Source organism: Uruburuella testudinis, from assembly GCF_022870865.1.
GTDB lineage: Bacteria > Pseudomonadota > Gammaproteobacteria > Burkholderiales > Neisseriaceae > Neisseria > Neisseria testudinis.
The window spans coordinates 1115683-1139917 of sequence record NZ_CP091508.1; the positions used below are offsets into that span (position 1 = coordinate 1115683).

General features: G+C 52.5%; 23 protein-coding genes. 13 read left to right on the forward strand and 10 right to left on the reverse strand.

What is annotated here, in order from left to right; genetic code table 11:
- Positions 1 to 71 precede the first annotated feature (71 nt).
- Complete coding sequence (locus LVJ83_RS05210) at positions 72 to 386, reverse strand: hypothetical protein (protein ID WP_244786978.1); 315 nt, start codon at positions 384 to 386, stop codon at positions 72 to 74.
- Between LVJ83_RS05210 and LVJ83_RS05215 the strand changes: the two genes are divergently transcribed.
- On the forward strand, positions 379 to 1242 hold the full coding sequence (locus LVJ83_RS05215) for a GRP family sugar transporter (protein ID WP_244786980.1): 864 nt from the start codon (positions 379 to 381) through the stop codon (positions 1240 to 1242). The two genes, LVJ83_RS05210 and LVJ83_RS05215, sit on opposite strands and share 8 nt — an antisense overlap.
- 285 nt (positions 1243 to 1527) lie before the next feature.
- On the opposite strand, the gene LVJ83_RS05220 is transcribed toward LVJ83_RS05215, so the two are convergent.
- Positions 1528 to 2259, reverse strand: coding sequence for a YebC/PmpR family DNA-binding transcriptional regulator (locus LVJ83_RS05220; RefSeq protein WP_244786982.1), 732 nt, complete (start codon positions 2257 to 2259; stop codon positions 1528 to 1530).
- Positions 2260 to 2504: 245 nt separating this feature from the next.
- On the opposite strand from LVJ83_RS05220, the gene LVJ83_RS05225 reads away from it, so the two are divergent.
- Entirely contained in the window at positions 2505 to 3917 is a 1413-nt protein-coding gene (locus LVJ83_RS05225; RefSeq protein ID WP_244786984.1) for an alanine/glycine:cation symporter family protein, read from the forward strand.
- A 102-nt stretch (positions 3918 to 4019) separates the two neighbouring features.
- On the opposite strand, the gene LVJ83_RS05230 is transcribed toward LVJ83_RS05225, so the two are convergent.
- Both LVJ83_RS05230 and LVJ83_RS05235 read right to left on the reverse strand, forming a co-directional pair.
- Entirely contained in the window at positions 4020 to 4484 is a 465-nt protein-coding gene (locus tag LVJ83_RS05230) for a low molecular weight protein-tyrosine-phosphatase (RefSeq protein ID WP_244787656.1), read from the reverse strand.
- A complete protein-coding gene (locus LVJ83_RS05235) occupies positions 4484 to 5584 on the reverse strand; it encodes a conjugal transfer protein (RefSeq protein WP_244786986.1) in 1101 nt (366 codons plus the stop codon). Before LVJ83_RS05235 ends, LVJ83_RS05230 begins: the two co-directional genes overlap by 1 nt.
- Positions 5585 to 6342: 758 nt before the next feature.
- Here LVJ83_RS05235 and LVJ83_RS05240 point away from each other — a divergent pair.
- Together LVJ83_RS05240 and LVJ83_RS05245 are read left to right on the forward strand one after the other, a co-directional pair.
- Positions 6343 to 6681: an MliC family protein gene (locus LVJ83_RS05240; RefSeq protein ID WP_244786988.1), complete on the forward strand. Its 339-nt coding sequence runs from the start codon at positions 6343 to 6345 to the stop codon at positions 6679 to 6681.
- A gap of 373 nt (positions 6682 to 7054) precedes the next feature.
- The gene (locus LVJ83_RS05245; protein ID WP_244786990.1) at positions 7055 to 7396 is read left to right on the forward strand and encodes a transposase; all 342 of its coding nucleotides are present in this window, start codon (positions 7055 to 7057) and stop codon (positions 7394 to 7396) included.
- A gap of 223 nt (positions 7397 to 7619) precedes the next feature.
- Here the strand turns inward: LVJ83_RS05245 and secF are convergent, their stop codons facing one another.
- The 3 genes from secF to yajC form a co-directional block, all read right to left on the reverse strand.
- Positions 7620 to 8555, reverse strand: a complete 936-nt coding sequence (gene secF / locus LVJ83_RS05250) for a protein translocase subunit SecF (RefSeq protein WP_244786992.1) — start codon at positions 8553 to 8555, stop codon at positions 7620 to 7622.
- 5 nt (positions 8556 to 8560) lie between these two features.
- Positions 8561 to 10411 carry a protein translocase subunit SecD gene (gene secD, locus LVJ83_RS05255; RefSeq protein ID WP_244786994.1) on the reverse strand — a complete coding sequence of 617 codons (1851 nt, stop codon included), beginning with the start codon at positions 10409 to 10411 and terminating at the stop codon, positions 8561 to 8563.
- Between the two features lie 66 nt (positions 10412 to 10477).
- A complete protein-coding gene (gene yajC, locus LVJ83_RS05260) occupies positions 10478 to 10774 on the reverse strand; it encodes a preprotein translocase subunit YajC (protein ID WP_244786996.1) in 297 nt (98 codons plus the stop codon).
- A gap of 290 nt (positions 10775 to 11064) precedes the next feature.
- On the opposite strand from yajC, the gene LVJ83_RS05265 reads away from it, so the two are divergent.
- The gene (locus tag LVJ83_RS05265) at positions 11065 to 12084 is read left to right on the forward strand and encodes a histone deacetylase family protein (RefSeq protein WP_244786998.1); all 1020 of its coding nucleotides are present in this window, start codon (positions 11065 to 11067) and stop codon (positions 12082 to 12084) included.
- 142 nt (positions 12085 to 12226) lie between these two features.
- Positions 12227 to 13825 (forward strand): peptide chain release factor 3, encoded by a 1599-nt coding sequence (locus LVJ83_RS05270; protein ID WP_244787000.1) that lies wholly within the window; start codon positions 12227 to 12229, stop codon positions 13823 to 13825.
- 117 nt (positions 13826 to 13942) lie between these two features.
- Here the strand turns inward: LVJ83_RS05270 and LVJ83_RS05275 are convergent, their stop codons facing one another.
- Positions 13943 to 15256: a replication-associated recombination protein A gene (locus LVJ83_RS05275; RefSeq protein WP_244787002.1), complete on the reverse strand. Its 1314-nt coding sequence runs from the start codon at positions 15254 to 15256 to the stop codon at positions 13943 to 13945.
- A gap of 121 nt (positions 15257 to 15377) precedes the next feature.
- On the opposite strand from LVJ83_RS05275, the gene LVJ83_RS05280 reads away from it, so the two are divergent.
- The 6 genes from LVJ83_RS05280 (at position 15378) to LVJ83_RS05305 (ending at position 22308) form a co-directional block, all read left to right on the forward strand.
- Positions 15378 to 16028, forward strand: a complete 651-nt coding sequence (locus LVJ83_RS05280; RefSeq protein WP_244787004.1) for a sugar O-acetyltransferase — start codon at positions 15378 to 15380, stop codon at positions 16026 to 16028.
- Positions 16029 to 16035: 7 nt separating this feature from the next.
- Complete coding sequence (locus tag LVJ83_RS05285; RefSeq protein WP_244787005.1) at positions 16036 to 16398, forward strand: hypothetical protein; 363 nt, start codon at positions 16036 to 16038, stop codon at positions 16396 to 16398.
- Positions 16399 to 16482: 84 nt separating this feature from the next.
- A complete protein-coding gene (gene thrC / locus LVJ83_RS05290) occupies positions 16483 to 17904 on the forward strand; it encodes a threonine synthase (protein ID WP_244787007.1) in 1422 nt (473 codons plus the stop codon).
- A 190-nt stretch (positions 17905 to 18094) separates the two neighbouring features.
- Entirely contained in the window at positions 18095 to 19873 is a 1779-nt protein-coding gene (msbA, locus tag LVJ83_RS05295) for a lipid A export permease/ATP-binding protein MsbA (RefSeq protein ID WP_244787009.1), read from the forward strand.
- 24 nt (positions 19874 to 19897) lie between these two features.
- Entirely contained in the window at positions 19898 to 20674 is a 777-nt protein-coding gene (locus LVJ83_RS05300; protein WP_244787011.1) for a ferredoxin--NADP reductase, read from the forward strand.
- A gap of 728 nt (positions 20675 to 21402) precedes the next feature.
- On the forward strand, positions 21403 to 22308 hold the full coding sequence (locus LVJ83_RS05305; RefSeq protein WP_244787013.1) for a LysO family transporter: 906 nt from the start codon (positions 21403 to 21405) through the stop codon (positions 22306 to 22308).
- Here the strand turns inward: LVJ83_RS05305 and LVJ83_RS05310 are convergent.
- Positions 22305 to 22478, reverse strand: coding sequence for a hypothetical protein (locus LVJ83_RS05310; protein ID WP_244787014.1), 174 nt, complete (start codon positions 22476 to 22478; stop codon positions 22305 to 22307). The genes LVJ83_RS05305 and LVJ83_RS05310 overlap by 4 nt on opposite strands.
- A gap of 96 nt (positions 22479 to 22574) precedes the next feature.
- On the opposite strand from LVJ83_RS05310, the gene LVJ83_RS05315 reads away from it, so the two are divergent.
- A complete protein-coding gene (locus LVJ83_RS05315) occupies positions 22575 to 23363 on the forward strand; it encodes a DeoR/GlpR family DNA-binding transcription regulator (protein WP_244787016.1) in 789 nt (262 codons plus the stop codon).
- Between the two features lie 279 nt (positions 23364 to 23642).
- Here the strand turns inward: LVJ83_RS05315 and LVJ83_RS05320 are convergent, their stop codons facing one another.
- A complete protein-coding gene (locus LVJ83_RS05320) occupies positions 23643 to 24002 on the reverse strand; it encodes a RidA family protein (RefSeq protein ID WP_244787018.1) in 360 nt (119 codons plus the stop codon).
- Positions 24003 to 24235 lie beyond the last annotated feature (233 nt).

Consider the following 24235-nt stretch of genomic DNA (forward strand, 5'->3'; position numbering starts at 1 on the left):
TGCTGCGTTTTTTGCCTGATATCTGTACTTTTATCACAAAAATCTGAATGATTCTGAATGGTCAGGACACTCTAAGGTGGTGGCGAGCGGCTATTCTTGCCGTTGCCAAGCCGGAAGATTAGACGGGCAGGCCTTATTGCACCCGGTGCAGATTTTATTGCGGCATATCCGGGGCTGCTGATGTGTGGGTGTGCAAGTGGCAATGTGATGGTTTGATATGGAAATTTTGATTCGATACGTGCACTTTTCATATCATGCAAAGGCTGCGGCGTATGTAAAAAAACGATATTTGTGCCGGTTTCATTGATTACGGTTAAAAAATGCCGCTCAATCGGGTTTATAATCTGCGCTGATTGTAATTTTATTTCAGAGTGCGTTATGGACATAGCCATTGCTTTATTGCCCGCGTTGTTTTGGGGCTCGATGATTTTGTTTACCGTGTATATCGGCGGTACGGCCTACAGCCAGATTTTAGGCATTACTGCGGGCGCGTTGTTGTTTGCCGTGGCGGGGTATTTTTTTACTGATCCGGTGATTACGCAAAAAGTGTTTTGGGTGGGGCTGGCTTCGGGGGCGTTTTGGACCATCGGCCAAATCGGCCAGCTGCAAAGTATTAAAAAAGTAGGGGCGGCGGTAACCATGCCGATTTCTACCGGCATGCAGCTGATTGCCACCACCTTGTTTGGGGCGTTGGTGTTGTCTGAATGGCACGATGCGGTTACCACAGGTTTGGGATTGAGCGCATTGATGTTGATTTTGCTGGGCGTGTTTCTGACTTCGGCCAAGGCAAAGGGAATGCAGCCGGATGCGGCGGGCAGCGCGGCGATGCGCGGGGCATTGGTGATGTTGTCGGTGTCGACTTTCGGCTATCTGGCTTATGCGGTGCTGGCGGCTTTTTTTGAAATCAAAGGTTCGGATGCGATTTTGCCGCAAAGTGTGGGCATGCTGCTGATGGCGCTGTTGCTCACGGCTAAAGAAAAGCCGTATAACCGCGATGCGTTTAAAAATATTTTGCCGGGCATTATTTGGGCTTTGGGCAGCTTTTTTATGTTTGTGTCGCAGCCGCGCGTGGGTGTGGCCATCAGCTTTTCTCTGGCTCAGGTGGCGGTGGCGATTTCTACGTTGGGCTCGATTTTTATTCTGAAAGAGCGGAAAACGCCGGATCAGATGAAAAAAGTGGTTATCGGTGTGGTGCTGATTGTGTTGGCTGCGGTGTTGTTGGGGATTGCAAAAGATTATTGAGCGGCTATAGATTCGGCAGCCGGATATTGAATGCCGGATGTTTGCCATATCGTTTCAGACGGCCTGATGAGGGCGTAGTGGAATGAATAAAAAGTGCTGTGGTGTTGCTGTGCCTTGTATCACTTCTTTCTTCATTTCACTATATGTGTGGGGTTTTCGGTTCGCCGCCGTGTCAGCTTACTTTTGTGAATGGGTATAAATAATAATGTTAATGTTTCAGGCCGTCTGAAAGATAATTTTCAGACGGCCTGATAACGTTTTTAACCGGTATTTTGGTGTTGGCTGTTATTCGCCCAAATCCAGCACGGCGGAAGTGTACACATCTTGCACATCGTCGAGATCTTCCAGCGCATCAATCAGCTTTTGCATTTTTTGCGCTTCTTCGCCGCTCAATTCGGTTTCGTTTTGCGCACGCATGGTGACATCGCCGTCTTCTGATTTGAAGCCGGCTGTTTCCAGAGCGGCTTTCACGTCTGCCCAATCATTGGGGGCGGTGATGACTTCCAGCGAGCCGTCATCTTGGGTGAGCACGTCTTCGGCACCGGCTTCGAGCGCGGCTTCCATCAGCGCATCCTCGTCAACGCCCGGTGCAAACAGCAGGTAGCCCTGATGCACGAAGTTAAACGCCACGCAGCCGTCGGTGCCGAGGTTGCCGCCGTTTTTGGTAAATGCATGGCGCACATCGGCCACAGTGCGGGTTTTGTTGTCGGTCAGGCAGTCGACCATCAGTGCGGCGCCGCCGATGCCGTAGCCTTCATAGCGCAGCTCGATATATTCCACGCCTTCAAGATTACCGGTGCCTTTGTCGATGGCGCGTTGGATGTTGTCTTTGGGCATGTTGTTTTCAAAGGCTTTATCCATTGCCAGGCGCAGGCGCGGGTTGGATGCGGGGTCGCCGCCGCCCATTTTGGCGGCAACGGTGATTTCTTTAATCAAACGGGTGAAAATCTTGCCGCGTTTGGCATCTTGTCGTTCTTTTTTGTGGCGGATATTCGCCCACTTGCTATGGCCTGCCATATTGATTCCTTGATGTAGGCCGTTTGAAACCGCAAACGGCGCTGATAAAATTTAAAGGCGGATTTTAACATGAAAAACCGGTGCTGAAAAAGTGGCGTTGCGGCCGTGGTGTGCAGCCGGGGCGGCCGGCGGCGGGCTTGGGGCGGTGGAAATATTTATCTGAAATCAAAGTTTGCGGCTTTTTTAATTCATATATAAATAAATCAAGGTATGATTCGGTTCGGATCAACAAGAGAGCGGTATATATGGAATCTATGCTGGCGGCAATCGTGGGTGCGGTCAATACGGTGTTGTGGGATTATCTGCTGATTTATGCACTCATCGGCATCGGCCTTTTCTTTACGGTATATTTGGGGGCACCGCAGCTCACCCAATTCGGCGCGGCGATGAAAACCGTATTCGGCGGTTTGTTTAAGAAAAAAGATGCTGCCGGTAAAGACCATAAATCGCTGTCGCAGTTTCAGGCGCTGGCGGTGGCGATTTCGGCACAAATCGGCACCGGCAATGTGGCCGGGGTGGCGACGGCGATTACGGCGGGCGGGCCGGGGGCAATTTTCTGGATGTGGCTTTCTGCGGTGCTCGGCATGTCGACGATTTTTTCTGAAGCGGTGTTGGCGCAGAAATACCGGGTGGTCAACCACGGCAAATATATCGGCGGCCCGGCGTTTTATATCACTCATGGCTTGGGCCCGAAAATCGGCCGTGCGCCTGCGCGCCTGCTGGCCGGTGTTTTTTCGGTGGCGATTATTTTGGCTTTGGGCTTTATCGGCAATGCCACACAGTCGAATTCAATCGCTTCTGCGGTAACGGTGGCGTTTGAAGTGCCGGCGTTGGCGGTGGGGCTGGTGTTGGCTGCGCTGGCCGGCCTGATTATTGTCGGCGGCGTCAACCGCATTGCACGGGTGGCGCAATTGGTGGTGCCGTTTATGGCGGTGGTTTATATTGTGTGTGCGGTGGTGATTCTGTTTCAATTTTCCGATCATATCGTGCCGATGATCGAGCATATTTTGGTGGCGGCGTTCGATCCGGCGGCGGTGGGCGGCGGTTTGGCCGGTATCGGTATGCGCGAAGCCATCCGCTTCGGCGTAGCGCGTGGTTTGTTTTCTAATGAGGCGGGTATGGGCTCGACACCGCATGCCCATGCCACAGCGCAAGTGGCGCATCCGGCACAGCAGGGCATGGCGGCTTTTGTGGGCGTGTTTATCGATACGATTTTGGTGTGCACGGCCACTGCGCTGATTATTCTGCTGACCGATGCCAATCTGCTCGGCCTCAAAGGCGCAGCGGTTACGCAGGAGGCGTTTCACATTGCGTTTGGCGGTTTCGGCCAAAAATTGCTGGCGGTGTGCCTAACTTTTTTTGCATTCACTACCATTATCGGCTGGTATTATTTTGGCGAATCGAATATCCGTTTTCTGTTTCACGGCAAAGGTTTGAGTGCTTACCGTGTGCTGGTGTTGGCGGCGATTGTGCTCGGCACGCTCGGCAAGGTGGATTTGGTGTGGAATTTGTCGGATATGTTTAACGGCTTTATGGTGATTCCGAACTTGATTGCGCTGTTTTTACTGCGTAAAGAAGTGCGCGCGATTTACGATGATTATCTGAATCAGGTGAAGTCGGACAAGCCTTTGCATTTTGATTATAAACAACATTTGTAAAGCTTGAGGCCGTCTGAAACTGGGTTTTCAGACGGCCTCAAGCTTTTATGGTTATAAAAATATTATTTCAGCATATTATCGCCATTCGGAAAACGGCAATATTCAAACCAAACCGAGCTTTTTCAGCAACGCATCGCTGCCCGCACGCACCAATTCGTAGGTTTCGTCGAAATTGTCGGTATACCACGGATCGGGCACGTGGGTGTAACCCAGCTCAGGCACCAGATCTGTAAGTTTGAAAATTTGCTCAGGGCGGTGGCCGAACAGGCGTTCCAGTTCGGCCAGATTGTCATCATCCATGGCAATCAGGTAGTTGAAATCAGTGCCGTCGCTTTTTTGCACTTTGCGGCTGGTAAACCCCCGGTTATCAATGCCTTGCCGTTTGAGTTTGTTTAATGTGCCGCGATGCATGTTCGCACCGTCATGCCAGCCGGAAGTGCCGGCGCTGGCAACTTCTATACGGTGCGCCACGCCCGCAGCTTCGGCCTGATGGCGCAACACATATTCAGCCATCGGCGAGCGGCAGATGTTGCCGAGGCAGACGAATAAAACCTTATATTGCGGCATCATGCGTTCCCCGCAAACAATGGGTTGCAGCCGGGCATTTTCACAGCGGCGGCGTAGTTTGGCAGCTCTTCCTGCTCCAAAATCGGGTCGTACAGCAGGCGGATATTTTCCACTTGGCATTCCACCATCAAATCCAAAAAGTTTTGCTGAACGACTTCAATCCGCTCCAGCGGCGATAGCGGCCAGGCAAACACTTGCGGCTCCAATTCAAACTGGCTGTCGGTGGCATTAAAACCAAACAAAAGGCTGCCGCCTTGCTGAGCTGCCATCACCACGCCCACACGCGGGCTTTGCAGGCGGATGGCGCGGATGGCATTGGCGGTGAACACGTCTAAAGCCATGCGCAGGCGCATATGGCTGCCTTCGGTAATGGCGTTTAGCAGGGTGGCGGGGGAGAGCGGGTTGGCAAACAGCGTCAGATTAGGTGTAGCAAGCGCCTGCTGCCAAACTTGCATCAACGGCAATGCAGCATCACGAAGATTCAGGTTTAAGGCCGTCTGAAGGGTTTTACTGCCATAGCCCAGCGCGAATACGACATGCACCGATTGCCCTTCCGGCACGGCCAAATCCGCTGACGGCAAAGCAGCGGCAAAAGCGGCAGCCGCTTCGGTATTTTGTTTGGCGGCAAACCATTGCCCCGCATTAACGGCAGCCAAATCTTCAGCGCGCACCAATTTGGGCAGCCAGGCGGCTTGAGCCAGCGGACGTAACGAAGGATAGTTGGCCAGGCAGGCGGCTAACTCTACCGAGGGTGCGTCAAGCGGCAGTGTGAGCGCTTGATTGCAGCCGGCTACCAATACCACCGGTAAGGCAAACCATTGCATTTCATCATCGGTTTTCGCCTGCAAAGTTTGTTCCAGCGCACCCAACAGGGCTTTGTAGGATTCAGCATTCGGTGCCATGCTCATGGCTACGGAAAGGCCGAGGTAATGGTTTTGCTGCAACATATTATAAATGGCGGCCTGCAATGATTCTTCGGCCAATTTGCGTTGCGCGCCCGAAGTAGGATGGGCGATTTGACCGGCATACAGCAGCAGCTCGTTTTTAACCGGGTCGGTGGGGTAGGGGCGGGTGTCGGGCAGGATATGCGGGGCATTCATCGGAGGGTCTTTTTATTGATGCAAACAAAAAGAATTATATCAATATTGGCGGATTTGATAAGGGGTTTGATGGTGTTGCAAAATAACATGAAAAAATGCTTGCGCAGATGTGAAAGTTTTGTTACGGTAAGGTCAAGTACACAGAAAAAGGAGTGTCGATGGATATATTGATTGCATTATTGCCCTTCGGTATTGCGTTGGCTGCTTCAGGTTATTTTAAACCTGTGTTGTACACCCAAAATATGGTGACTTTAGCGAAAGCGGCGTAACCGCTTGCCTAACTTGAAGCAGAGCCGGAATAATAAAAGATTTATGCTGACCCAGCCATGACAAATCAATGTGCTACAGCAATCGAACCGCCGCTTATGGCGTTTATCCGGCAACCAGATATAACTTCTGCAATCCGCTGCTTCCGATGCACTGAATGTGCGGAAAGCCTGCCCGAACCGTAATAATGCCCTAAGCTCCACTCGGAGTATCCCAAAATTTGAGTCAAAGTGAAGCAATATTTCATTTTAACCATAACGCCCCGCCCTAATACAGCGGGGCGTTTTTCATAACCTGTTTTGCTGAAAAAACGGCATCATACAAATAACGTTTCGCAGGATTTCCCGGTCAATTCGTTTGATGAGGGGGTTGCCAACGAGATATTTTTGCAATTCAGATATGCATACAGACTTTTATAGCTTGCAAGCTTGCCATGTCTTCAAAAATTTGTTAGTTTAAAAATGCATTACAACAACAAACAAGGAGTTTTTATGAAAAAACTGATTGCATTATTGCCCTTGAGTGTCGCGTTGGCAGCCTGCGGCTCATTAAAACCGAAAGATGTGCAAGCAGAAGTAGATTATGTTTGTGAAAACGGCGTGTCTATGCGTGTGGCGGAAGGCAACAACCGCATCAAACTGACCGCGCTGAACGTAACAGGCAACCCGAGCACAGTATTACAACAAGCGCCCGCAGGTGAGGGTGTACGTTACGCCAATAACGACGGTTTCTTCGGCCAACCCTCCGAATGGCGTGTGCAAAATGGTGAAACCGTGCTGACTTACAGCAGCAATGGCGAAAGTATCCAAACTAAATGTCAGATAAAATAAAACGTTGGAATACCTTGGTAAATAAAATCATAGGTATCGAATGAAAAAACGCCCCGTATTGTATGATGCGGGGCGTTTTGTATACCTATTTGAACATTGCCTAGGTCATGACCGCGGATATACCAAGTAAAAATCCGGCTCTAATTCGAAGACCGGATAATTAATAGAATGAGCGTGATTGCAATTAACAAAGCATTGGTTGGTGGTGCCTGGAGCCGGAATCGAACCGGCACGGGCTGTTTAGCCCCAACGGATTTTAAGTGTTAAACTATATTTGTCAACGTGAGCTCGGGATAAGCCAACACGTTTTCTATTCCCTAGCGGGCAAGCAAGCGACATTGATTTTTACCCCGGCTTAAACGGTATCAAGTAATTGAAAAATACCACCAATGCGATTGGCGCGATTCACGATAACCGGTTATTTTCGTTAGGTCTTTATAATTGCAGCATTGACAGTGCCGTTTTCCATCACTGGGTTGAAATGCTACTGTTGCCAGAGTTGCCCCGGCGCAGCGTTACCGTAATGGGTAATGCCAAATTTCATAAAAGGCAGGACATCCAAGACTTGATTGGAAAAGCGGGGCATACGATTCTTTGGCTGTCTCCATACGGCCCCAACCTAAATCCGATTGAGCAAACTTGGGCTTGGATTAAACAGAAACGGAAAGATTGGAGGGTGGATTGCCTGGATACGCTGTTTTTCTATTTCTTGTAGATTTATGGCAGATTTTAACTTCTCTGGCTGTGGCTTACTTTTGTGAATGGGTATCAGCCGAGTGATTTTTGTTATTTCAATACAAATTTTGCTAAAGCTTTAATCTGATTATCGGGCGATAGGCCGTCTGAAATATTTGCTCTGAATGGAGTTTGCACAGAAGCTTTATGGCCGCTCAAAAAAAACGGATGCCCGAAGGCATCCGTTTTTATTATCCAAAGCCTTATACCACGGCTTCTTCTTTTTTCTTTTGCGGTTTGGCCAGGTTGTCGCGGTTGAGGCCGAACATCAGCAGCAACGGGCTGGCCACCAGCACCGATGAATAAATACCGAACACGATGCCGATGGTCAGCGCCAATGAGAAACCGTGCAGCGCCGCACCGCCGAAAATCAGCATTGAGAGCACCATCGCTTCGGTTGAACCGTGGGTGATGATGGTTCGGCTCATGGTGGCGGTGATGGCATTGTCGATCACTTGCGGCACAGTTTTGTTGCGCATGGTCGGTTTACGGAAGTTTTCGCGGATACGGTCAAACACCACAACTGATTCGTTAACCGAATAGCCCAACACCGCCAGCACCCCGGCCAATACCGTGAGTGAAAATTCCCATTGAAACAGCGCAAAGCAGCCGATAATAATCACCACGTCATGCATGTTGGCGATAATGGCCGCCACGGCAAAGCGCCATTCGAAGCGCACCGATAGATAGATGATGATGCCCGCAATCACCATACCCAGCGCCAGCAAGCCGTTGGTTACCAGCTCTTCACCGACTTGCGGGCCGATAAATTCGACCTGGCGCAGGCTGACATCGGCATGGTTTTGTTTCAAGATGTTCATCACATCATTCGAAAGCTGCGCCGAGGTTGCTCCTTCTTTATTGGGCAGGCGGATCATAATATGGCGGTTGGTGCCCAGTGCCTGCACCTGCACATCGCCGATGTTCAGCGAATCGAGGTTGTTGCGCACGGTATTGACGTCAACGCCTTGCTCGTATTGCACTTCCATCACCGTGCCGCCGGTGAATTCCACTGAGTAATTCAGCCCTTTGGTGGTTAAGAAAAATACGGCGGCAATAAAGGTAATCAATGAGATAAACGTGGTGAGCTTACCATAGCTCATAAACGGAATATCGCGTTTGATTTTAAAGAATTCCATGTTGCTTACTCCTTGCCGGCGGTTGCGGTTTCAGGTTTCCACACCGAGCCGATGGATATTTTTTTCAGTTGGCGTCGGCGGCCGTACCACAGATTGGCCAGCGCGCGGGATACCACAACAGATGAATACATTGAGGTCAGAATGCCCAAGCAATGCACCACGGCAAAGCCGCGCACGGGGCCGGAGCCGAAAATCAGCAGGGCAATACCGGCAATCAGCGAGGTAATGTTGGAATCAACAATGGTGGCCCAAGCATGCTGGTAGCCCAAGTTGATGGCGGTTTGGGGCGGCACGCCTGCGCGCAGCTCTTCACGGATACGCTCGTTAATCAACACGTTGGAGTCAATGGCCATACCCAGCGTCAGCGCCAGCGCAGCAATGCCGGGTAGTGTGAGTGTGGCTTGGAGTGCTGATAAAATAGCAATCAGAAACAGCAGGTTGGCAGAAAGCGCCACCACCGAGAAAAGGCCGAATACGCGGTAGTAAACCACCATAAACAGCGCCACGGCAGCAAAACCCCACAAGGTAGAATTAAAGCCTTTTTCAATATTTTCCTGCCCCAGAGAAGGGCCGATGGTGCGCTCTTCCACAATCTGCATCGGCGCGGCCAGCGAGCCTGCACGCAGCAGCAGCGAGGTATCGTTGGCTTCGGCGCTGCTCATGCTGCCGGAAATCTGTACGCGGCCGCCGGTGATGGCAGAACGGATAACAGGAGCGGTGACTACTTCGGCCTTGCCTTGATCGATTAACACCATGGCCATGCGTTTGCCCACGTTGCGTGCGGTCAGATCGGCAAAGATATTGCCGCCGGTGCTGTCGAGATTGATGCTGACGGCAGGGGCGTTCATTTCATCGAAGCTCGGTTGGGCATCATTGATGTTGTCGCCGGTCAGCTCTACTTGGGTGCTGACCAAGGTCGGTTGCGGATGTTCACCGGCACTGTAGAGCAGTTCGTAACCCGCAGGTACATTGCCGGCCAAGGCTGCCTGAACCTGCGCCGGGTCATCCGACACCATGCGCACTTCCAGCGTGGCTGTGCGCCCGATAATGTCTTTGGCTTTGGCTGTGTCTTGCACGCCGGGCAGCTGCACCACAATGCGGTCTGCGCCTGCCTGCTGGATCACGGGCTCGGCCACACCCAGCTCGTTTACGCGGTTGTGCAGGGTGTTGATGTTTTGTTTGACCGAGTCTTCACGCACTTTATTGATCACATCTTGCGACAGGCTCAGCGTGAGGTTGTTGCCCTCGGGCGTGAAGGTGGCTTCAGGAAAAAAACGTCTCAGCTCAGGCAAGGCTTTTTGCAAATCGGCGCTGTCTTGAAACGGCACAATCAGGCTGTTGCCGGTTTGGCGGATGGTGCCGGTGCGGATTTGCTGGCGGCGCAGCTCGCGGCGGATGTCGCCGGAATAGCGTTCGAAGGTTTTGTGCATGGCCGCATCCATATCGACCTGCATGGTAAAGTGCACGCCGCCGCGCAAGTCAAGGCCGAGAAACATCGGATTGGCTTTGATTTTGGCCATCCACTCGGGGCTGTCGGCCAAAAGGTTGAGTGCGGTGATGTAGCCCTCGCCCAAGGTATTTTCGATTACATCGCGGGCTTTGAGCTGTGTTTCGGCATCTTTGAAGCGCACTTTGAGCGAATTGTCGACGATAAACATGCCGTCGGTGGCAATATTGGCCGCTTGCAGAGCAGAAGCCACGCGGGCTTCGGTTTGATCGTTGATGACGATGGCTTGTCGGTTGGTGGATACCTGCACGGCCGGGGTTTCACCAAAGAGATTGGGCAGGGTGTAGATAATGCCCAAAATCAGGGTGGCGGCAATCAGCAGATATTTCCAAAGCGGATAGCGGTTCATGGTAAACCTTTATATTATAAAGACAAACAGCCGCAGCAGAGTGCGGCGGCTATTGCGGGGCATCAATCAGGCGGCTTTGCTGGCAACAGCGTTGCGCTCAACTTCTACGATCACGCCTTTGGCAATTTCGATATTGAAAAATTTCTCACCCACATTGGTGATGGTGCCGGCAAAGCCGGAAGCCAGAATCACACGGTCACCGCGTTTCAGCTCAGCCAACATGGCTTGATGGGCTTTGAATTTCTTTTGTTGCGGGCGCATAATCAGGAAATAGAAAACCACCAGAATCAGCGCCAGCGGCGCAAATTGCATCAGGGCGCTCGGAGCGGCAGCAGCATCGGCAGCGTAAGCAAAATCAATCATGTGTCAGTCCATTCTCTCTATAATGATAACAGTGAAAAACAGCGGGCAATTTGGATAGCCGCCCAAAGTGAGCTATTCTAAAGGGCGGGGCAGATTTTTCCAAGAAATTTCCGTATTATTAACCATATTTATCAGTATATTTTTTTAAGGCCGTCTGAAAATAATGCGGTACAATATAATAAATATACTTAATATTTCATGCATCAATAGCCTGCTTTAGGCAGGCCGGCCGCTTTGCATGAAAATTTTCGACCCGCACTTACGATAAAAGCAACTCAAGGGAGCAAGGTGTGAAAGCATGGTTACGGCGTCTGCTGGGCAAAAAAGCGCGCACGGCATGGATCAGCCATCCGATATTCCTACAACACGAGCCGGGCAACGGTCACCCCGAAGCAGCAGGGCGCATTACCGCCATTGAAACAGAATTGCAACAACAAAGCATCTGGCCGCGGCTCAGGGGCGTGCAGGCGGAAGAAGCTAGCGACAAACAGCTGGCTTTAGTGCATGCCAGCCGTTATCTGAATTTTCTCGAATCAATGCGGCCGCAGCCGGGAAAAATCTACCGGCTTGATGACGATACCGTGATGAGCCATGATTCGCTAACCATCGCCCGCTACGGCGCCGGCGCCGTGATTAAGGCAGTCGACAGAGTGATGGCCGAAAAATCCCACAACGCCTTTTGTGCCGTGCGCCCACCCGGACACCATGCCCAAAGTGATAAAGCCGGCGGCTTCTGCTTGATTAACAACGTGGCGGTGGGCGCCATGCACGCCGTGGCCGCCCACCGCCTGCAACGCATCGCCATCATCGATTTTGATGTACACCACGGCAACGGCACCGAAGAAGTTTTCAAAGACGACCCGCGTATTTTATTTTTAAACAGCTGCGAAAACGATCTTTACCCCTTTCCCGGCGATATACCGGCCGGGAAAAATCCGAATATGGTCAACCTGCCGTTTTCACCGCATACCGGCAGCATCGAATTCCGCGAGCAGGTGCGCCGGCAATGGCTGCCGCGCTTGAGCCGGTTTAAACCCGAGCTGGTATTACTTTCCGCAGGCTTCGATGCCCACCGCGACGACGAAATCGGCCGCCTGAGCCTGCACGAAGCCGACTACGCTTGGCTTACCCACAAAATTATGCAGGCCGCCGGCGAATGCCCGGGCCGCATCATTTCCGTGCTTGAAGGCGGCTATCAGCTTGACAGCCTCGCCAAAAGCACCGCTGCCCATTTATATGTGCTCACCGGTATGGGCAAACCGCCGTGCGCAGTAGAATATGATGCTTATCTGAAAACACTTAAGCCATAAAACCCGAGGCCGTCTGAAAGCTTTCAGACGGCCTCAGCATTGCATTGAAGAAAAACGTATTTTTTTGTACAATCACGCATCTTTTTCACAGGCAGGCTGCTTTGGGGCAATCTGCCTGAAATCATTATTTTAAGAGCCATTTATGCCGAATATTCCCGAACAGGTGCGCCACCGCCGCACTTTTGCCATTATTTCCCACCCCGATGCGGGTAAGACTACGCTTACGGAAAAGCTGCTGCTGTTTTCGGGTGCGATTCAGAGTGCGGGCACGGTGAAGGGTAAGAAAACGGGCAAATTTGCCACTTCCGACTGGATGGAAATCGAGAAGCAGCGCGGTATTTCGGTAGCTTCTTCGGTGATGCAGTTTGAGTATCGCGACCACACGGTCAACCTGCTCGACACGCCGGGCCACCAAGATTTTTCGGAAGACACCTACCGCGTGCTGACTGCCGTCGACAGCGCGTTGATGGTGATTGATGCGGCCAAGGGTGTGGAGGCGCAAACCATCAAGCTGCTGAATGTTTGCCGTTTGCGCAATACGCCGATTGTAACGTTTATGAACAAATACGACCGTGAGGTGCGCGATTCGCTGGAGCTGTTGGACGAGGTGGAAAGTGTGCTGAAAATCCGTTGCGCACCGGTTACGTGGCCGATCGGTATGGGCAAAAACTTCAAAGGTGTGTATCACATTTTAAATGATGAGGTGTATTTGTTTGATGCCGGCGGTGAAAAGCTGCCGCATGAATTTGAGGTGATTAAGGGTATTGATAATCCGCGTTTGGACGAACTGTTTCCGCTGGAAATGGATAATCTGCGCGGTGAAATCGAGCTGGTGCAGGCGGCATCGAATGAATTTGATTTGGAAGAATTTCTGGCCGGCGAGCTGACACCGGTATTTTTCGGTTCGGCGATTAATAATTTCGGCGTGCAGGAAATTCTCAATTCGCTGCTGGATTGGGCGCCGGCGCCGCAGCCGCGTGATGCCACCGTGCGCACGGTCAGCCCTGATGAAGCTAAATTTTCGGGCTTTGTGTTTAAAATTCAGGCCAATATGGACCCTAAACACCGCGACCGCATCGCCTTTTTACGGGTGTGTTCGGGCGAATTTACGCGCGGCATGAAAATGAAGCATTTACGCATCAACCGCGATATTGCCGCTTCGAGCGTGGTCACGTTTATGTCGCACGACCGCGAGTTGGTGGAAGAGGCGTATGCGGGCGATATTATCGGTATTCCCAACCACGGCAATATTCAAATCGGCGACAGCTTTTCCGAAGGTGAATTGCTGGCATTTACCGGCATTCCGTTTTTTGCACCGGAGTTGTTTCGCAGCGTGCGCATTAAAAACCCGCTGAAAATGAAGCAGTTGCAAAAAGGTTTGCAGCAGTTGGGTGAAGAGGGGGCGGTGCAGGTGTTCAAGCCCAACAGCGGTGCGGATTTGATTCTCGGCGCGGTGGGCGTGTTGCAGTTTGAAGTGGTGACTTCGCGGCTGGCGGCGGAATACGGCGTGGAAGCGGTGTTTGAAAGCGCCAGCATTTGGTCGGCACGGTGGGTGTCGTGTGATGATAAGAAAAAGCTGGCCGAATTTGAAAAAGCCAATGCGATGAATTTATCGGTTGATGCCGGTGGCAATCTGGCTTATTTGGCGCCCAACCGTGTGAATCTGGGCTTAACGCAGGAGCGCTGGCCGGATATCGTGTTCCATGAAACGCGTGAGCATGCGGTCAATTTGAATGCTTAAGGGGTTTTGAATAAAAATAATGATGAGGCCGTCTGAAAAATATTTTTCAGACGGCCTCATGTGTTTTGTATTTATAAAAGTAAGCCAATGTAGTCAGATTGTGTTGATAAAGGGATATTATTTCTGATGCGTTTGTGCGGCTTCATCCAGCGATTGCAGCCACGACAGTTTTTCGCCGATTTTGATTTCCAGTCCGCGCGGCACAGGTTGGTAAAAATCGGGCTCGGCCATGCCTTCGGGCATATAGGTTTCGCCGGCGGCGTAGGCGTGGGGCTCATCGTGGGCATAGCGGTATTCGCGGCCGTAGCCGAGCTCTTTCATCAGCTTGGTGGGGGCGTTGCGCAGGTGCACGGGCACTTCATCACTGGGGTTTTGTTTCACAAAAGTGCGCATTTGGTTGTAAGCCATATAACCGGCGTTGGATTTGGCGGCGGCAGCCAGATACAGCACCGCTTGTGCCAGCGCCAGCTCGCCTTCGGGCGAGCCCAGCCGCTCGAATGTGGCGGCGGCATCGTTGGCGATTTGGAAGGCGCGCGGGTCGGCCAGGCCGATGTCTTCCCAGGCCATGCGCACGATGCGGCGGGCGAGGTAGCGTGGGTCGGCACCACCGTCGAGCATGCGGCAAAACCAGTAGAGTGCGGCGTTGGGGTGGGAGCCGCGCACGGATTTATGCAGCGCGGAAATCTGGTTGTAGAAGCTTTCGCCGCCTTTGTCGAAACGGCGGATTTGGGTGCCGAGGCTGTTGGCGAGAAATTCGCTGGAAAGTTCGCCGATGTTTTGGGTTTGGGCGGCGCGCAGCAGCTGTTCGAGCAGGTTGAGCAGGCGGCGGGCATCGCCGTCGGCGGTGGCGAGCAGCAGGCCGAGTGCATCATCGTTGATGTGCATGTTTTGATATTCGGGCAGGGCAAATACTTTATCGGCCAGTTGTTGCAGCTCTTCCGGTGTGAGCGATTTGAGCGTATACACTTGGGCGCGGCTGAGCAGGGCGGGGTTGACTTCAAACGATGGGTTTTCGGTGGTGGCGCCGATAAAGGTGAGCAAACCGCTTTCTACGTGCGGTAAAAATGCATCTTGCTGGGCTTTGTTGAAGCGGTGCACTTCGTCGACAAATAAAATGGTGGCCTGATCGTGTTGCAGCGCGATTTCGGCTTTTTCAATGGCCTCGCGGATGTCTTTCACGCCCGAAAACACGGCGGACACGGGCAAAAATTGGGCGTTGAAACTTTGTGCCAGAATGCGCGCCAGCGTGGTTTTACCCACGCCCGGCGGCCCCCACAGCAACATGGAATGGGGCTTGCCGCCTTCCACGGCAACGCGCAGCGGTTTGCCGGCGCCGATGAGGTGCTGCTGGCCGATAACTTCATCGAGCGAATGCGGGCGCAGGCGTTCGGCCAGCGGGGCGTCGGGTTGGCGGGAAAAAAGGTCGGCCATGATGGTGTTTCCGTGAGGCGGGTGCGGTAAATGCAATTATTATAGCGCAACAGTTCTCGCTGTATGCCGCTTGCGGTACAATGTGCGGCAATGTATGCGGCAGCTGCCGCCCGATTATCGGATGAGAATCTTTTCAGACGGCCTTTTAGCGATGATGAGCGAGTGCGAAAAAATGTTGGCGGGTTTGCCGCATAACCCGATGGATACGCAGTTGGACGAGGCGCGCAACCGTGCCAAAGAGCTGTTGCACGATTACAATATCCTCACCCGCCCGGGCGATATCGCAGCCCTCCGGCGCTTGATGGGCGAGCTGTTGGGCAAAGGCGGCGAAGGTGCGTTTATTGTGCAGCCGTTTTATTGCGACTACGGCACGTATATCGAAGTGGGCAAAAACTTTTTTGCCAATTTTAATTGCACCATTCTGGATGCGGGCGGCGTGTTTATCGGCGATAATGTGCTGCTGGCGCCGAATGTGGGTTTGTATACCGTCGGCCATCCGCTCGATGCCGGGCTGCGCAAGCAGGCTTGGGAAGATGCCGCGCCGATTACGATTGGCGATAATGTGTGGATAGGCGCGGGTGTGACCATTGTGGGCGGGGTGAACATCGGCGCCGACAGTGTGATTGCTGCCGGTAGTGTGGTGACTAAAGATATTCCCGCCGGTTCGCTGGCGATGGGCGTGCCCTGTAAGGCGGTGCGCAAGATTACCGATGCCGACCGTGCCGCTTATCAGGCGCGCATCGACGGCGCTTTTGTTGATTTGGAAAAGTGAGATAACGATGAAAAAAATTCTGCTGACGGCGGCTGCCGTCTTGGCTTTGGGCGCTTGCGGCACCGGCGGCGGCTCGTTTGACACCGGCTTGGGCATGGGCAATTCGCTGGTAAAAGCGGCGGTTGACAACCAGTGCCGCACCGAGTTGAACAACCGCAACGAATGGCGTTTGGCCATGCTCACCCAAAGTGCGCAACAGCAACAGGTGTGGGAAGACAAAATCTGCGGTTGCGTGAGCGAAGAAGCGCCGAATCAGATGACGGCCACCGAGCTGATGCAGGTTGTCAGCCCGAGCACGCGCACCCAGGCGCTGGCGAATGTGACCGCTAAAACAGTAAGCGCCTGCGTGAAGCGTTTGTATACCCGATAATGTTTCAGACGGCCTGTGTTGTGAATCAAGGCCGTCTGAAATGTATTTTCACCATTGGTTTGATTGTTAAAAAGAAATCTGCATATGAAATACATCAGCACCCGCGGCGACACCGCGCACAAACCGTTCAGCGAAGTATTATTGATGGGGCTGGCGCCCGACGGCGGCCTGATGCTGCCCGAGCATTATCCGCACATCAGCGAGCAAACCTTGCAGCAATGGCGCGGTTTGAGCTATTCGGAGCTGGCGTTTGAAGTGATGAGCCTGTTTATTACCGATATTCCCGCTGCCGATTTGCGCGACATCATCAAGCGCACGTATACCGAAGAGGCGTTTGGCAGCCGGGAAATCACGCCGGTGCGCACACTTTCAGACGGCCTCAAGATTCAAGCTTTGTCTAACGGCCCCACGTTGGCGTTTAAAGATATGGCGATGCAGTTTCTCGGCAATGTGTTTGAATATGTGCTCGCCAAAGAGGGCAAAACGCTGAATATCCTCGGCGCCACCAGCGGTGATACCGGCTCGGCGGCCGAATATGCTTTGCGCGGCAAACAGGGTATCAATGTGTTTATGCTCTCGCCCGAGGGTAAAATGAGCGCTTTCCAGCGTGCGCAGATGTTCAGCCTGCAAGATGAAAATATCCACAATATCGCCGTGCACGGCATGTTTGACGATTGCCAGGATATTGTTAAAGCGGTGCAAAACGATGCGGATTTTAAGGCCAAATACCACATCGGCACGGTGAATTCGATTAACTGGGGCCGGATTGTGGCGCAAGTGGTGTATTACTTCGCCGGTTATTTCAACGCCACCAGCAGCAACGAGCAAAAAGTGAGTTTTTGCGTGCCCAGCGGCAATTTCGGCAATGTTTGCGCCGGTCATATCGCCCGCCAGATGGGCTTGCCGATTCACCGCTTGATTGTGGCCACTAATGAAAACGATGTGTTGGATGAGTTTTTTAAAACCGGCGAATACCGCCCGCGCGGTGCGGAAAACACCCTGGTTACCTCCAGCCCGTCGATGGATATTTCCAAAGCCTCGAATTTCGAGCGCTTTGTGTTTGATTTGATGGACAGGGATGCCGTACAGATTCAGGCGCTGTGGGCGGAAGTGGGTGTGGGCAAAGGTTTCGATTTGAGCCTGCAACTGGACAAAATCCATGAAAAATATGGATTTGTGTCGGGCAGAAGCCTGCATAAAGACCGCCTGTCCACCATTGCCGAAGTGTATCAAACCGATGGCGAACTGGTTGACCCGCACACTGCCGACGGCATCAAAGTGGCGCGTGAAGTGCGCGAACCGGGCGAATTGATTGTGTGCCTCGAAACCGCGCTGGCGGCCAAATTCGATGCCACCATTCACGAAGCAGTGGGCGGCGGTGTAGCGATTCCGCGCCCGGCGGCATTGGCCGGGCTGGAAGATTTGCCGCAGCGCGTGCAGGTGGTGCCGAACAATGCGGATGTGGTGAAAACCATTATCCGTGAAACGCTTGATGCCGCGCAGTAACGGCAACGTTGTTCAGACGGCCTGGGTTTTCCGGCCATTCTTTGATGCAGATGTGTTTGCAGAAATAAAAATACGCTCATAAACGAATGGTCGGAGCGGCTGAGGCCGTCTGAAATCTTGTAACAGCAAACATTGATTTGAGAAACGCTTTCGCTTAAAATTGTGTGTTTGCTCTAATTGCGAAGAATGTATGCACGAATCTAAAGAGCAGTCGGCCTTGCAGCTGTATAAGCGGCTGGCTGTTTATCTCAAAGGCTATTGGAAGGTTTTTGCCGTTGCCGTCGTGTCGATGCTGATTGTGGCGGCGACCATGCCTTTGTTTGGCTATCTGCTCAAGCCTTTGATTAATGAAGGCTTTGTAGATAAAAACATGCAGAAGATGAGCTGGCTGCCGCTGGCAATTATCGGCTTGTTTATTTTGCGCGGCGTGTTTAATTTCATCAATGAATATTGCACCAGCTATCTTTCCAGCCATTTGGTGCAAAGCATGCGCGAAGAGATGTTCGGCAAGCTGATGAAGCTGCCCTCATCGTATTTCAGCAACAATGCCAGCGGCCGCGTGATGTCGCGCGTGCTCAACGATGCCAACCAGATTGCCGATGCCGGTTTTAATGTGATTACGGTGTTGGCCAAAGACGGCGTGAGCGTTATCGGCCTGCTCGGCCTCTTGATGTATCTCAACTGGCGGCTGACGCTGATTACCTTTGTAATTCTGCCGGTGGTGGCGGTGAGTGTGCGCCTGGTCAGCAAGCGCCTGCGCCGCCTGTCGCACGGCAATCAGCAGCAGATGGGGCAGATGACGCAGGTGCTCAACGAAAGCATCGACGGTGCGCGCGTAATTAAGGTATATGGCGGGCAAAAGCGGGAAACCGCGCGGTTCAGCCATTCGGCTGCGGGAGTGCGCCGCAATAATGTGAAACAGGCCTCGGCCAGCGCGTTGGGCACCGGCATTACCCAAATCATGGCTTCGGTGGCGCTGGCGGTGATTATTTATATGGCGGCATTTGAAGCCAACAAAGAGGGTTTCAGCGCCGGCGATTTTATGTCGTTTCTGACCAGTATGATTATGATGTTCGACCCCATCAAACGCATGACCGGGGTGATGCAGTCGCTGCAACGCGGCCTGGCGGCGGCAGAAAGCGTGTTCGGCTTTTTGGATGAGGGCGAAGAAGCCGACGGCGGCGTGCTTGAATTGGACAATAAGCCCGGTGCGATTGAGTTTGTGAATGTGGTGCACCGCTATCCCGAGGCCGAGCGCAACAGCCTCAACGGCATCAGCCTCACTGTGCCGCAGGGCAGGGTGATTGCATTGGTGGGCGCATCGGGTTGCGGCAAAACCACGCTGGCCAACCTGATTCCGCGCTTTTTCAATCCCACCGAAGGCGAAGTGCGCATCAGCGGCACCGATATCCGCGAATACACGCTGGAAAGCCTGCGCGAGCAAATGGCGCTGGTGAGCCAGGATGTGGTGCTGTTTAACGATACGGTGGCCGGCAACATCGCCTACGGCCAGTTGAGCAAGGTGACCGAGGCCGACATTATCCAAGCGGCCAAAGCCGCCAATGCCTGGTCGTTTATCCAAGCGATGCCACAGGGCTTGCAGACTGAAATCGGTGAAAACGGCCTGAAGCTTTCAGGCGGCCAGCGCCAGCGTATTGCGATTGCACGGGCTTTGCTGAAAAATGCGCCGATTCTGATTCTGGATGAAGCCACCAGTGCGCTGGATAACGAATCGGAGCGCTTGGTTCAGGCGGCCTTGGAAAACCTGATGCAAAGCCGCACCACCATTGTGATTGCCCACCGCTTGAGCACCATTGAGAAGGCCGACAACATTGTTGTGATGCACGAAGGCCGCATTGTCGAGCAGGGCACGCACCAAGATTTGTTGAAACGCGGCGGTCGTTATGCCGATTTGCACAATCTGCAATTTGACGATACGCCGTCTGAAAGCGTTCAGACGGCCTCTTGAAATTTATACACTAGGAAACCCGAAATGGCAGCATTCAATACCCAGAAAGTTTTATCTGTTCACCATTGGACCGATGCTTATTTTACCTTTACCTGCACCCGCGACGACAGCCTGCGTTTTGAAAACGGCCAATTTGTGATGGTCGGCCTGATGGTAGACGGCAAGCCGTTGATGCGCGCCTACAGCGTAGCCAGCGCCAACTGGGAAGAGCATCTGGAATTTTTCAGCATCAAAGTGCAAGACGGCCCCCTGACCAGCCGCCTGCAACATTTAAAAGAAGGTGATGAAGTGCTGATCAGCAAAAAGCCCACCGGCACGCTGATTTGCGGCGACCTCAACCCGGGCAAACACCTTTACCTGCTCAGCACCGGCACCGGTATCGCGCCTTTTCTGAGCATTACTAAAGATCCGGAAGTGTATGAGCAGTTTGAAAAAATCATTTTGGTACACGGCGTGCGCTATAAAAAAGATTTGGCCTATTACGAGCGCTTTACCCAAGAGCTGCCCGAACACGAATACTTGGGCGAGCTGGTGAAAGACAAGCTGATTTATTATCCCGTGGTGTCGCGCGAAGAATATCCGCACCGCGGCCACATTACCGATCTGATGATGAGCGGCAAAATGTTTGAAGACATCGGTCTGCCGCCGATCAACCCGCAAGACGACCGCGCCATGCTGTGCGGCAGCCCGGCCATGCTGAAAGATACCAGCGGCGTGTTGAACCATTTCGGCCTGACGGTATCGCCGAAGATGGGTCAGCGCGGCGATTATCTGATTGAGCGTGCGTTTGTCGACCAGTAAATCCAATCATGGTCAGGACACCCGGGCGACATAGCCCGGCAGATGATTCGGCCACGGCATCATATCTGCCGGTTTGCATCTGGATGGTAAACCCGGCGGGAAAAGGCGGCTTCGGCTGCCTTTTTTGCGCTTTTCGAATCTGTATCATATCTATCTATTTGCAAAAGTAAGCAGACAAGGCGGCGGGTTGAAAAACAGCACACACGTGCGGGGCTGGCTGACTTGGCGCTTCAGCGTCTTAGCGAAAGCAGCCTTTTTCGAGCTCAGGCGAGCCAACGCAGTTAGGTTATTTTTGTGAACAATATCAGACTTGTGTAGTGATATCCAGGCTATTTGATTTACAGGTGAATTTTGTCTCTGAAAATGCATCTGCTGCGTTTTTTGCTTGGCATCTGCATTTCCAGGAGCAGCCTGCCCCTCATAAACCGACGTCAGGACACTCTGGCCGGCAACGCTTATCTGTAAACTGGATTTAACTTTTATTTACAGATATAATGTCGGACTATTTTTAATATTCAGACGGCCTCTAAAGCGGCACAGACACTTTGAGGCCGTCTGAATGTCTAATCCGAAATCATACCCGTTTAAAACAGCTGGCAATCTGACTGCGCGCCCGCTTGAGCCGGAAAAGGGCAGTTGCCGATGCAGCTCTCGGCCGCTTTCGCGCCACTGTTTGGGTTTGCCTTAATTTCGGGTTCGGCAGCAACCCGCTTAGCGATGTATGCCTTATGAACAGCCTGATTACCCTGATTTCCATACTTACGCCGCTTTTTCTCGGCTTTTTCATCCGCGTGCCCAAACGCTGGCTGCCGTTGGTCGATAAAGGGCTGGGCTGGTTGGTGTATCTGATTTTGCTGCTTATCGGCGTATCGTTGTCGCAGGTGGAAAATCTCGGTGCGCAAATGCAGACCATTATTTCCGCCACGGTGTTGCTGTTTGTGTGCGTTATCGGCTTGAATCTGCTGGTGCTGATGTGGTTTGACCGCCGCTATCCGTGGCAGGTAACAGGTAACGGTAAAAAAGCCAATGTCAGTATCCGCGGCAGCCTGAAGCAGGTGGGTTGCGTGTTGTTGGGTTTTTTGGCCGGCAATGCTTTACCTGCAGCCTGGCTGCCGTCTGAAAATCTCGGCACTTATTGCCTGATGTTGCTGGTGTTGCTGGTGGGAGTGCAATTGCGCAGCAGCGGCATCACTTTGCGGCAGGTGCTGATCAACAAGCGCGGTGTGCAAACCTGCGTGCTCATCACATTGTCGTCGTTGGCGGGCGGTTTGCTGTTTGCCGCGCTGATGCCGCAAGTGTCGTGGAGCAAAGGGCTGGCGCTGGCTTCTGGTTTCGGCTGGTATTCGCTGTCGGGCATTGTGATGACGGAAGCCTATGGGCCTGTGTGGGGCAGTATTGCGCTGTTAAACGATTTGGCGCGCGAGTTTTTTGCGCTGGTGTTTATTCCGCTGCTCATGCGCGGCCACCCCAGTGCGGCGGTCGGTGTGGGCGGCGCCACCAGCCTGGATTTCACTTTGCCGGTGATTCAAAGCTCGGGCGGTTTGGCCGCCGTGCCGCTGGCCATCAGCTTCGGGTTTGTGATTAATGTCTTGGCGCCGGTGCTGATGGTGGTGTTTTCCGCCATGCATTTTTAAGTCATGATAAACGACACATCAGGACACCCTAGGGTGTTCTGACCATTCGATTTACGGGTGCTTTTTGCCCCTGAAAACGCATCTGCTGCGTTAAAAAGCCTCGCAAGATGTCTAATCTTGCTGTGTTTTTTGCCTGGCATCTGCATTTTCAGGAACAAAAATCCCCTCATAAACAAATTGTCATGACACCCTAGCATCATGTGCCTGATTTTTCAAAAATATCTTTGATTTCAAATACACGATAAAACCAATATTCAGCCAACAATATGCCGCCTAGAATCCAACGACACGAAAAAATCATTGCGCTGGTGCGCGAACACGGTTTTATGCCCATCGACGGCTTGGCCCGTGCCTTGAGCGTTACGCCGCAAACCATCCGCCGCGACATCAACCACTTGTGCGAAGAACATATCTTGCGCCGCTATCATGGCGGAGCCGCCTTGGGCGAGCGCTTGGAAAACGATGATTTCCAAAGCCAGAAAAACAAGATGCAAAGTGAAAAAGCCCATATTGCCGATGTGATTGCTGCCCACATTCCCGATAACGCATCGCTGTTTATGAGCATCGGCACCACCATCGAGGCCGTGGCGACGGCGCTGGTAAAAAATCATAAAAACCTCTGCATCATCACCAATAATATTCATGTGGCTGCGATTATGTCCGGCCGCAGCGATTACACAGTGATCATCACATCAGGTGTGGTGCGGCCGCTCGACGGCGGCGTTACCGGGGTGGCCACGGTCGACTTTATCAATCAATTCAAGGTGGATTATGCGGTGTTGAGCGCATCGGGTATCGATCAAGACGGCTCGCTGCTTGATTTTGACTATAAAGAAGTCAGCGTGATGCAGGCGATGATGGAAAACGCCCGCTTGCGCTATTTGGCGGTCGACCACAGCAAATTCGGCCGCAATGCCTTGGTGCGCATGGGCGACATCACCGATTTCAGCACGGTGTTTACCGACCGGGCGTTGAGTGCGCCGATGCGTGAAAAGCTGGAAGGGGCGGGCGTGAAATGGCTGGTGGCCGAACGTGAGTCGGTGCATGATGCCTAGGTATCATGACCATTCAATTTAAGGGTGTATTTCCCCTAAAAACGCATCTGCTGCGTTAAAACGCCTCGCAAGATGGCCAATGTTGCTGTGTTTTTTGCCTGGCACCTGCATTTCGAGGAACAAAAATCCCCTCATACACGACACATCAGGACACCCTGGCAACGGACAGGGAAGATTTTGTTTGAGCAAACTCTGATTGTGTAGGGTGTTACAGCTTGAGGCCGTCTGAAACACTGTTGTTTTCTGCGTTTCAGACGGCCTTGACGGTATCAGAACACGCTACAGCTGCCGAATCTGCACGGCGGATACTTTGATTTCTACCGCCCAATCAGGATTGGCCAGTTTGGCTTCCACGCAGGCGCGGGCAGGTGCGCGGCCGGGCGCTACCCATTCGTCCCAAGCTTGATTCATGGCATCATAGTTATTCAAGTCGGGCAAAAAAATGGTGGCTTCGAGAATATGCCGTTTATCAGAGCCGCATTCGGCCAGCCATTTATCGATTTGCGCCAACACATCGCGGGTTTGCGCGGTTGCATCTGCATCGGTGCGCTCCGGCACCATGCCGGCGAGAAAAACAAAACCGTTGGCGACGGTAGCTTCCGACAAACGCGGGGTTTGGCCGTGATATTGCACAGTCATTTTCTTTCCTTTGCTAGGGTGTTCTGACCATTCGATTTACGGGTGTATTTTGCTCCTAAAAACGCATCTGCTGCGTTAAAAAGCCTCGCAAGATGCCCAATCTTACTGCGTTTTTTGCCTTGCATCTGCATTTTCAGGAACAAAAATCCCCATAAATCGAATGGTCAGGCTCCCTTAATATTATGAGACAGAGCGCTTATGGTAACATATAGCCGAAAATATCGTTCAGACGG

What these genes read in the sequence shown, in the direction of transcription:
- LVJ83_RS05230 (WP_244787656.1), bottom strand. Translation starts at nt 4,484, where the DNA reads ATGCCGCAATATAAGGTTTTATTCGTCTGCCTCGGCAACATCTGCCGC.
- LVJ83_RS05305 (WP_244787013.1), top strand. Translation starts at nt 21,403, where the DNA reads ATGAACAGCCTGATTACCCTGATTTCCATACTTACGCCGCTTTTTCTC.
- LVJ83_RS05285 (WP_244787005.1), top strand. Translation starts at nt 16,036, where the DNA reads ATGAAAAAAATTCTGCTGACGGCGGCTGCCGTCTTGGCTTTGGGCGCT.
- msbA (WP_244787009.1), top strand. Translation starts at nt 18,095, where the DNA reads ATGCACGAATCTAAAGAGCAGTCGGCCTTGCAGCTGTATAAGCGGCTG.
- LVJ83_RS05300 (WP_244787011.1), top strand. Translation starts at nt 19,898, where the DNA reads ATGGCAGCATTCAATACCCAGAAAGTTTTATCTGTTCACCATTGGACC.
- LVJ83_RS05270 (WP_244787000.1), top strand. Translation starts at nt 12,227, where the DNA reads ATGCCGAATATTCCCGAACAGGTGCGCCACCGCCGCACTTTTGCCATT.
- LVJ83_RS05315 (WP_244787016.1), top strand. Translation starts at nt 22,575, where the DNA reads ATGCCGCCTAGAATCCAACGACACGAAAAAATCATTGCGCTGGTGCGC.
- LVJ83_RS05320 (WP_244787018.1), bottom strand. Translation starts at nt 24,002, where the DNA reads ATGACTGTGCAATATCACGGCCAAACCCCGCGTTTGTCGGAAGCTACC.
- LVJ83_RS05235 (WP_244786986.1), bottom strand. Translation starts at nt 5,584, where the DNA reads ATGAATGCCCCGCATATCCTGCCCGACACCCGCCCCTACCCCACCGAC.
- LVJ83_RS05240 (WP_244786988.1), top strand. Translation starts at nt 6,343, where the DNA reads ATGAAAAAACTGATTGCATTATTGCCCTTGAGTGTCGCGTTGGCAGCC.
- LVJ83_RS05275 (WP_244787002.1), bottom strand. Translation starts at nt 15,256, where the DNA reads ATGGCCGACCTTTTTTCCCGCCAACCCGACGCCCCGCTGGCCGAACGC.
- LVJ83_RS05215 (WP_244786980.1), top strand. Translation starts at nt 379, where the DNA reads ATGGACATAGCCATTGCTTTATTGCCCGCGTTGTTTTGGGGCTCGATG.
- LVJ83_RS05280 (WP_244787004.1), top strand. Translation starts at nt 15,378, where the DNA reads ATGAGAATCTTTTCAGACGGCCTTTTAGCGATGATGAGCGAGTGCGAA.
- LVJ83_RS05310 (WP_244787014.1), bottom strand. Translation starts at nt 22,478, where the DNA reads ATGAGGGGATTTTTGTTCCTGAAAATGCAGATGCCAGGCAAAAAACAC.
- secD (WP_244786994.1), bottom strand. Translation starts at nt 10,411, where the DNA reads ATGAACCGCTATCCGCTTTGGAAATATCTGCTGATTGCCGCCACCCTG.
- LVJ83_RS05220 (WP_244786982.1), bottom strand. Translation starts at nt 2,259, where the DNA reads ATGGCAGGCCATAGCAAGTGGGCGAATATCCGCCACAAAAAAGAACGA.
- thrC (WP_244787007.1), top strand. Translation starts at nt 16,483, where the DNA reads ATGAAATACATCAGCACCCGCGGCGACACCGCGCACAAACCGTTCAGC.
- LVJ83_RS05210 (WP_244786978.1), bottom strand. Translation starts at nt 386, where the DNA reads ATGTCCATAACGCACTCTGAAATAAAATTACAATCAGCGCAGATTATA.
- yajC (WP_244786996.1), bottom strand. Translation starts at nt 10,774, where the DNA reads ATGATTGATTTTGCTTACGCTGCCGATGCTGCTGCCGCTCCGAGCGCC.
- LVJ83_RS05225 (WP_244786984.1), top strand. Translation starts at nt 2,505, where the DNA reads ATGGAATCTATGCTGGCGGCAATCGTGGGTGCGGTCAATACGGTGTTG.
- secF (WP_244786992.1), bottom strand. Translation starts at nt 8,555, where the DNA reads ATGGAATTCTTTAAAATCAAACGCGATATTCCGTTTATGAGCTATGGT.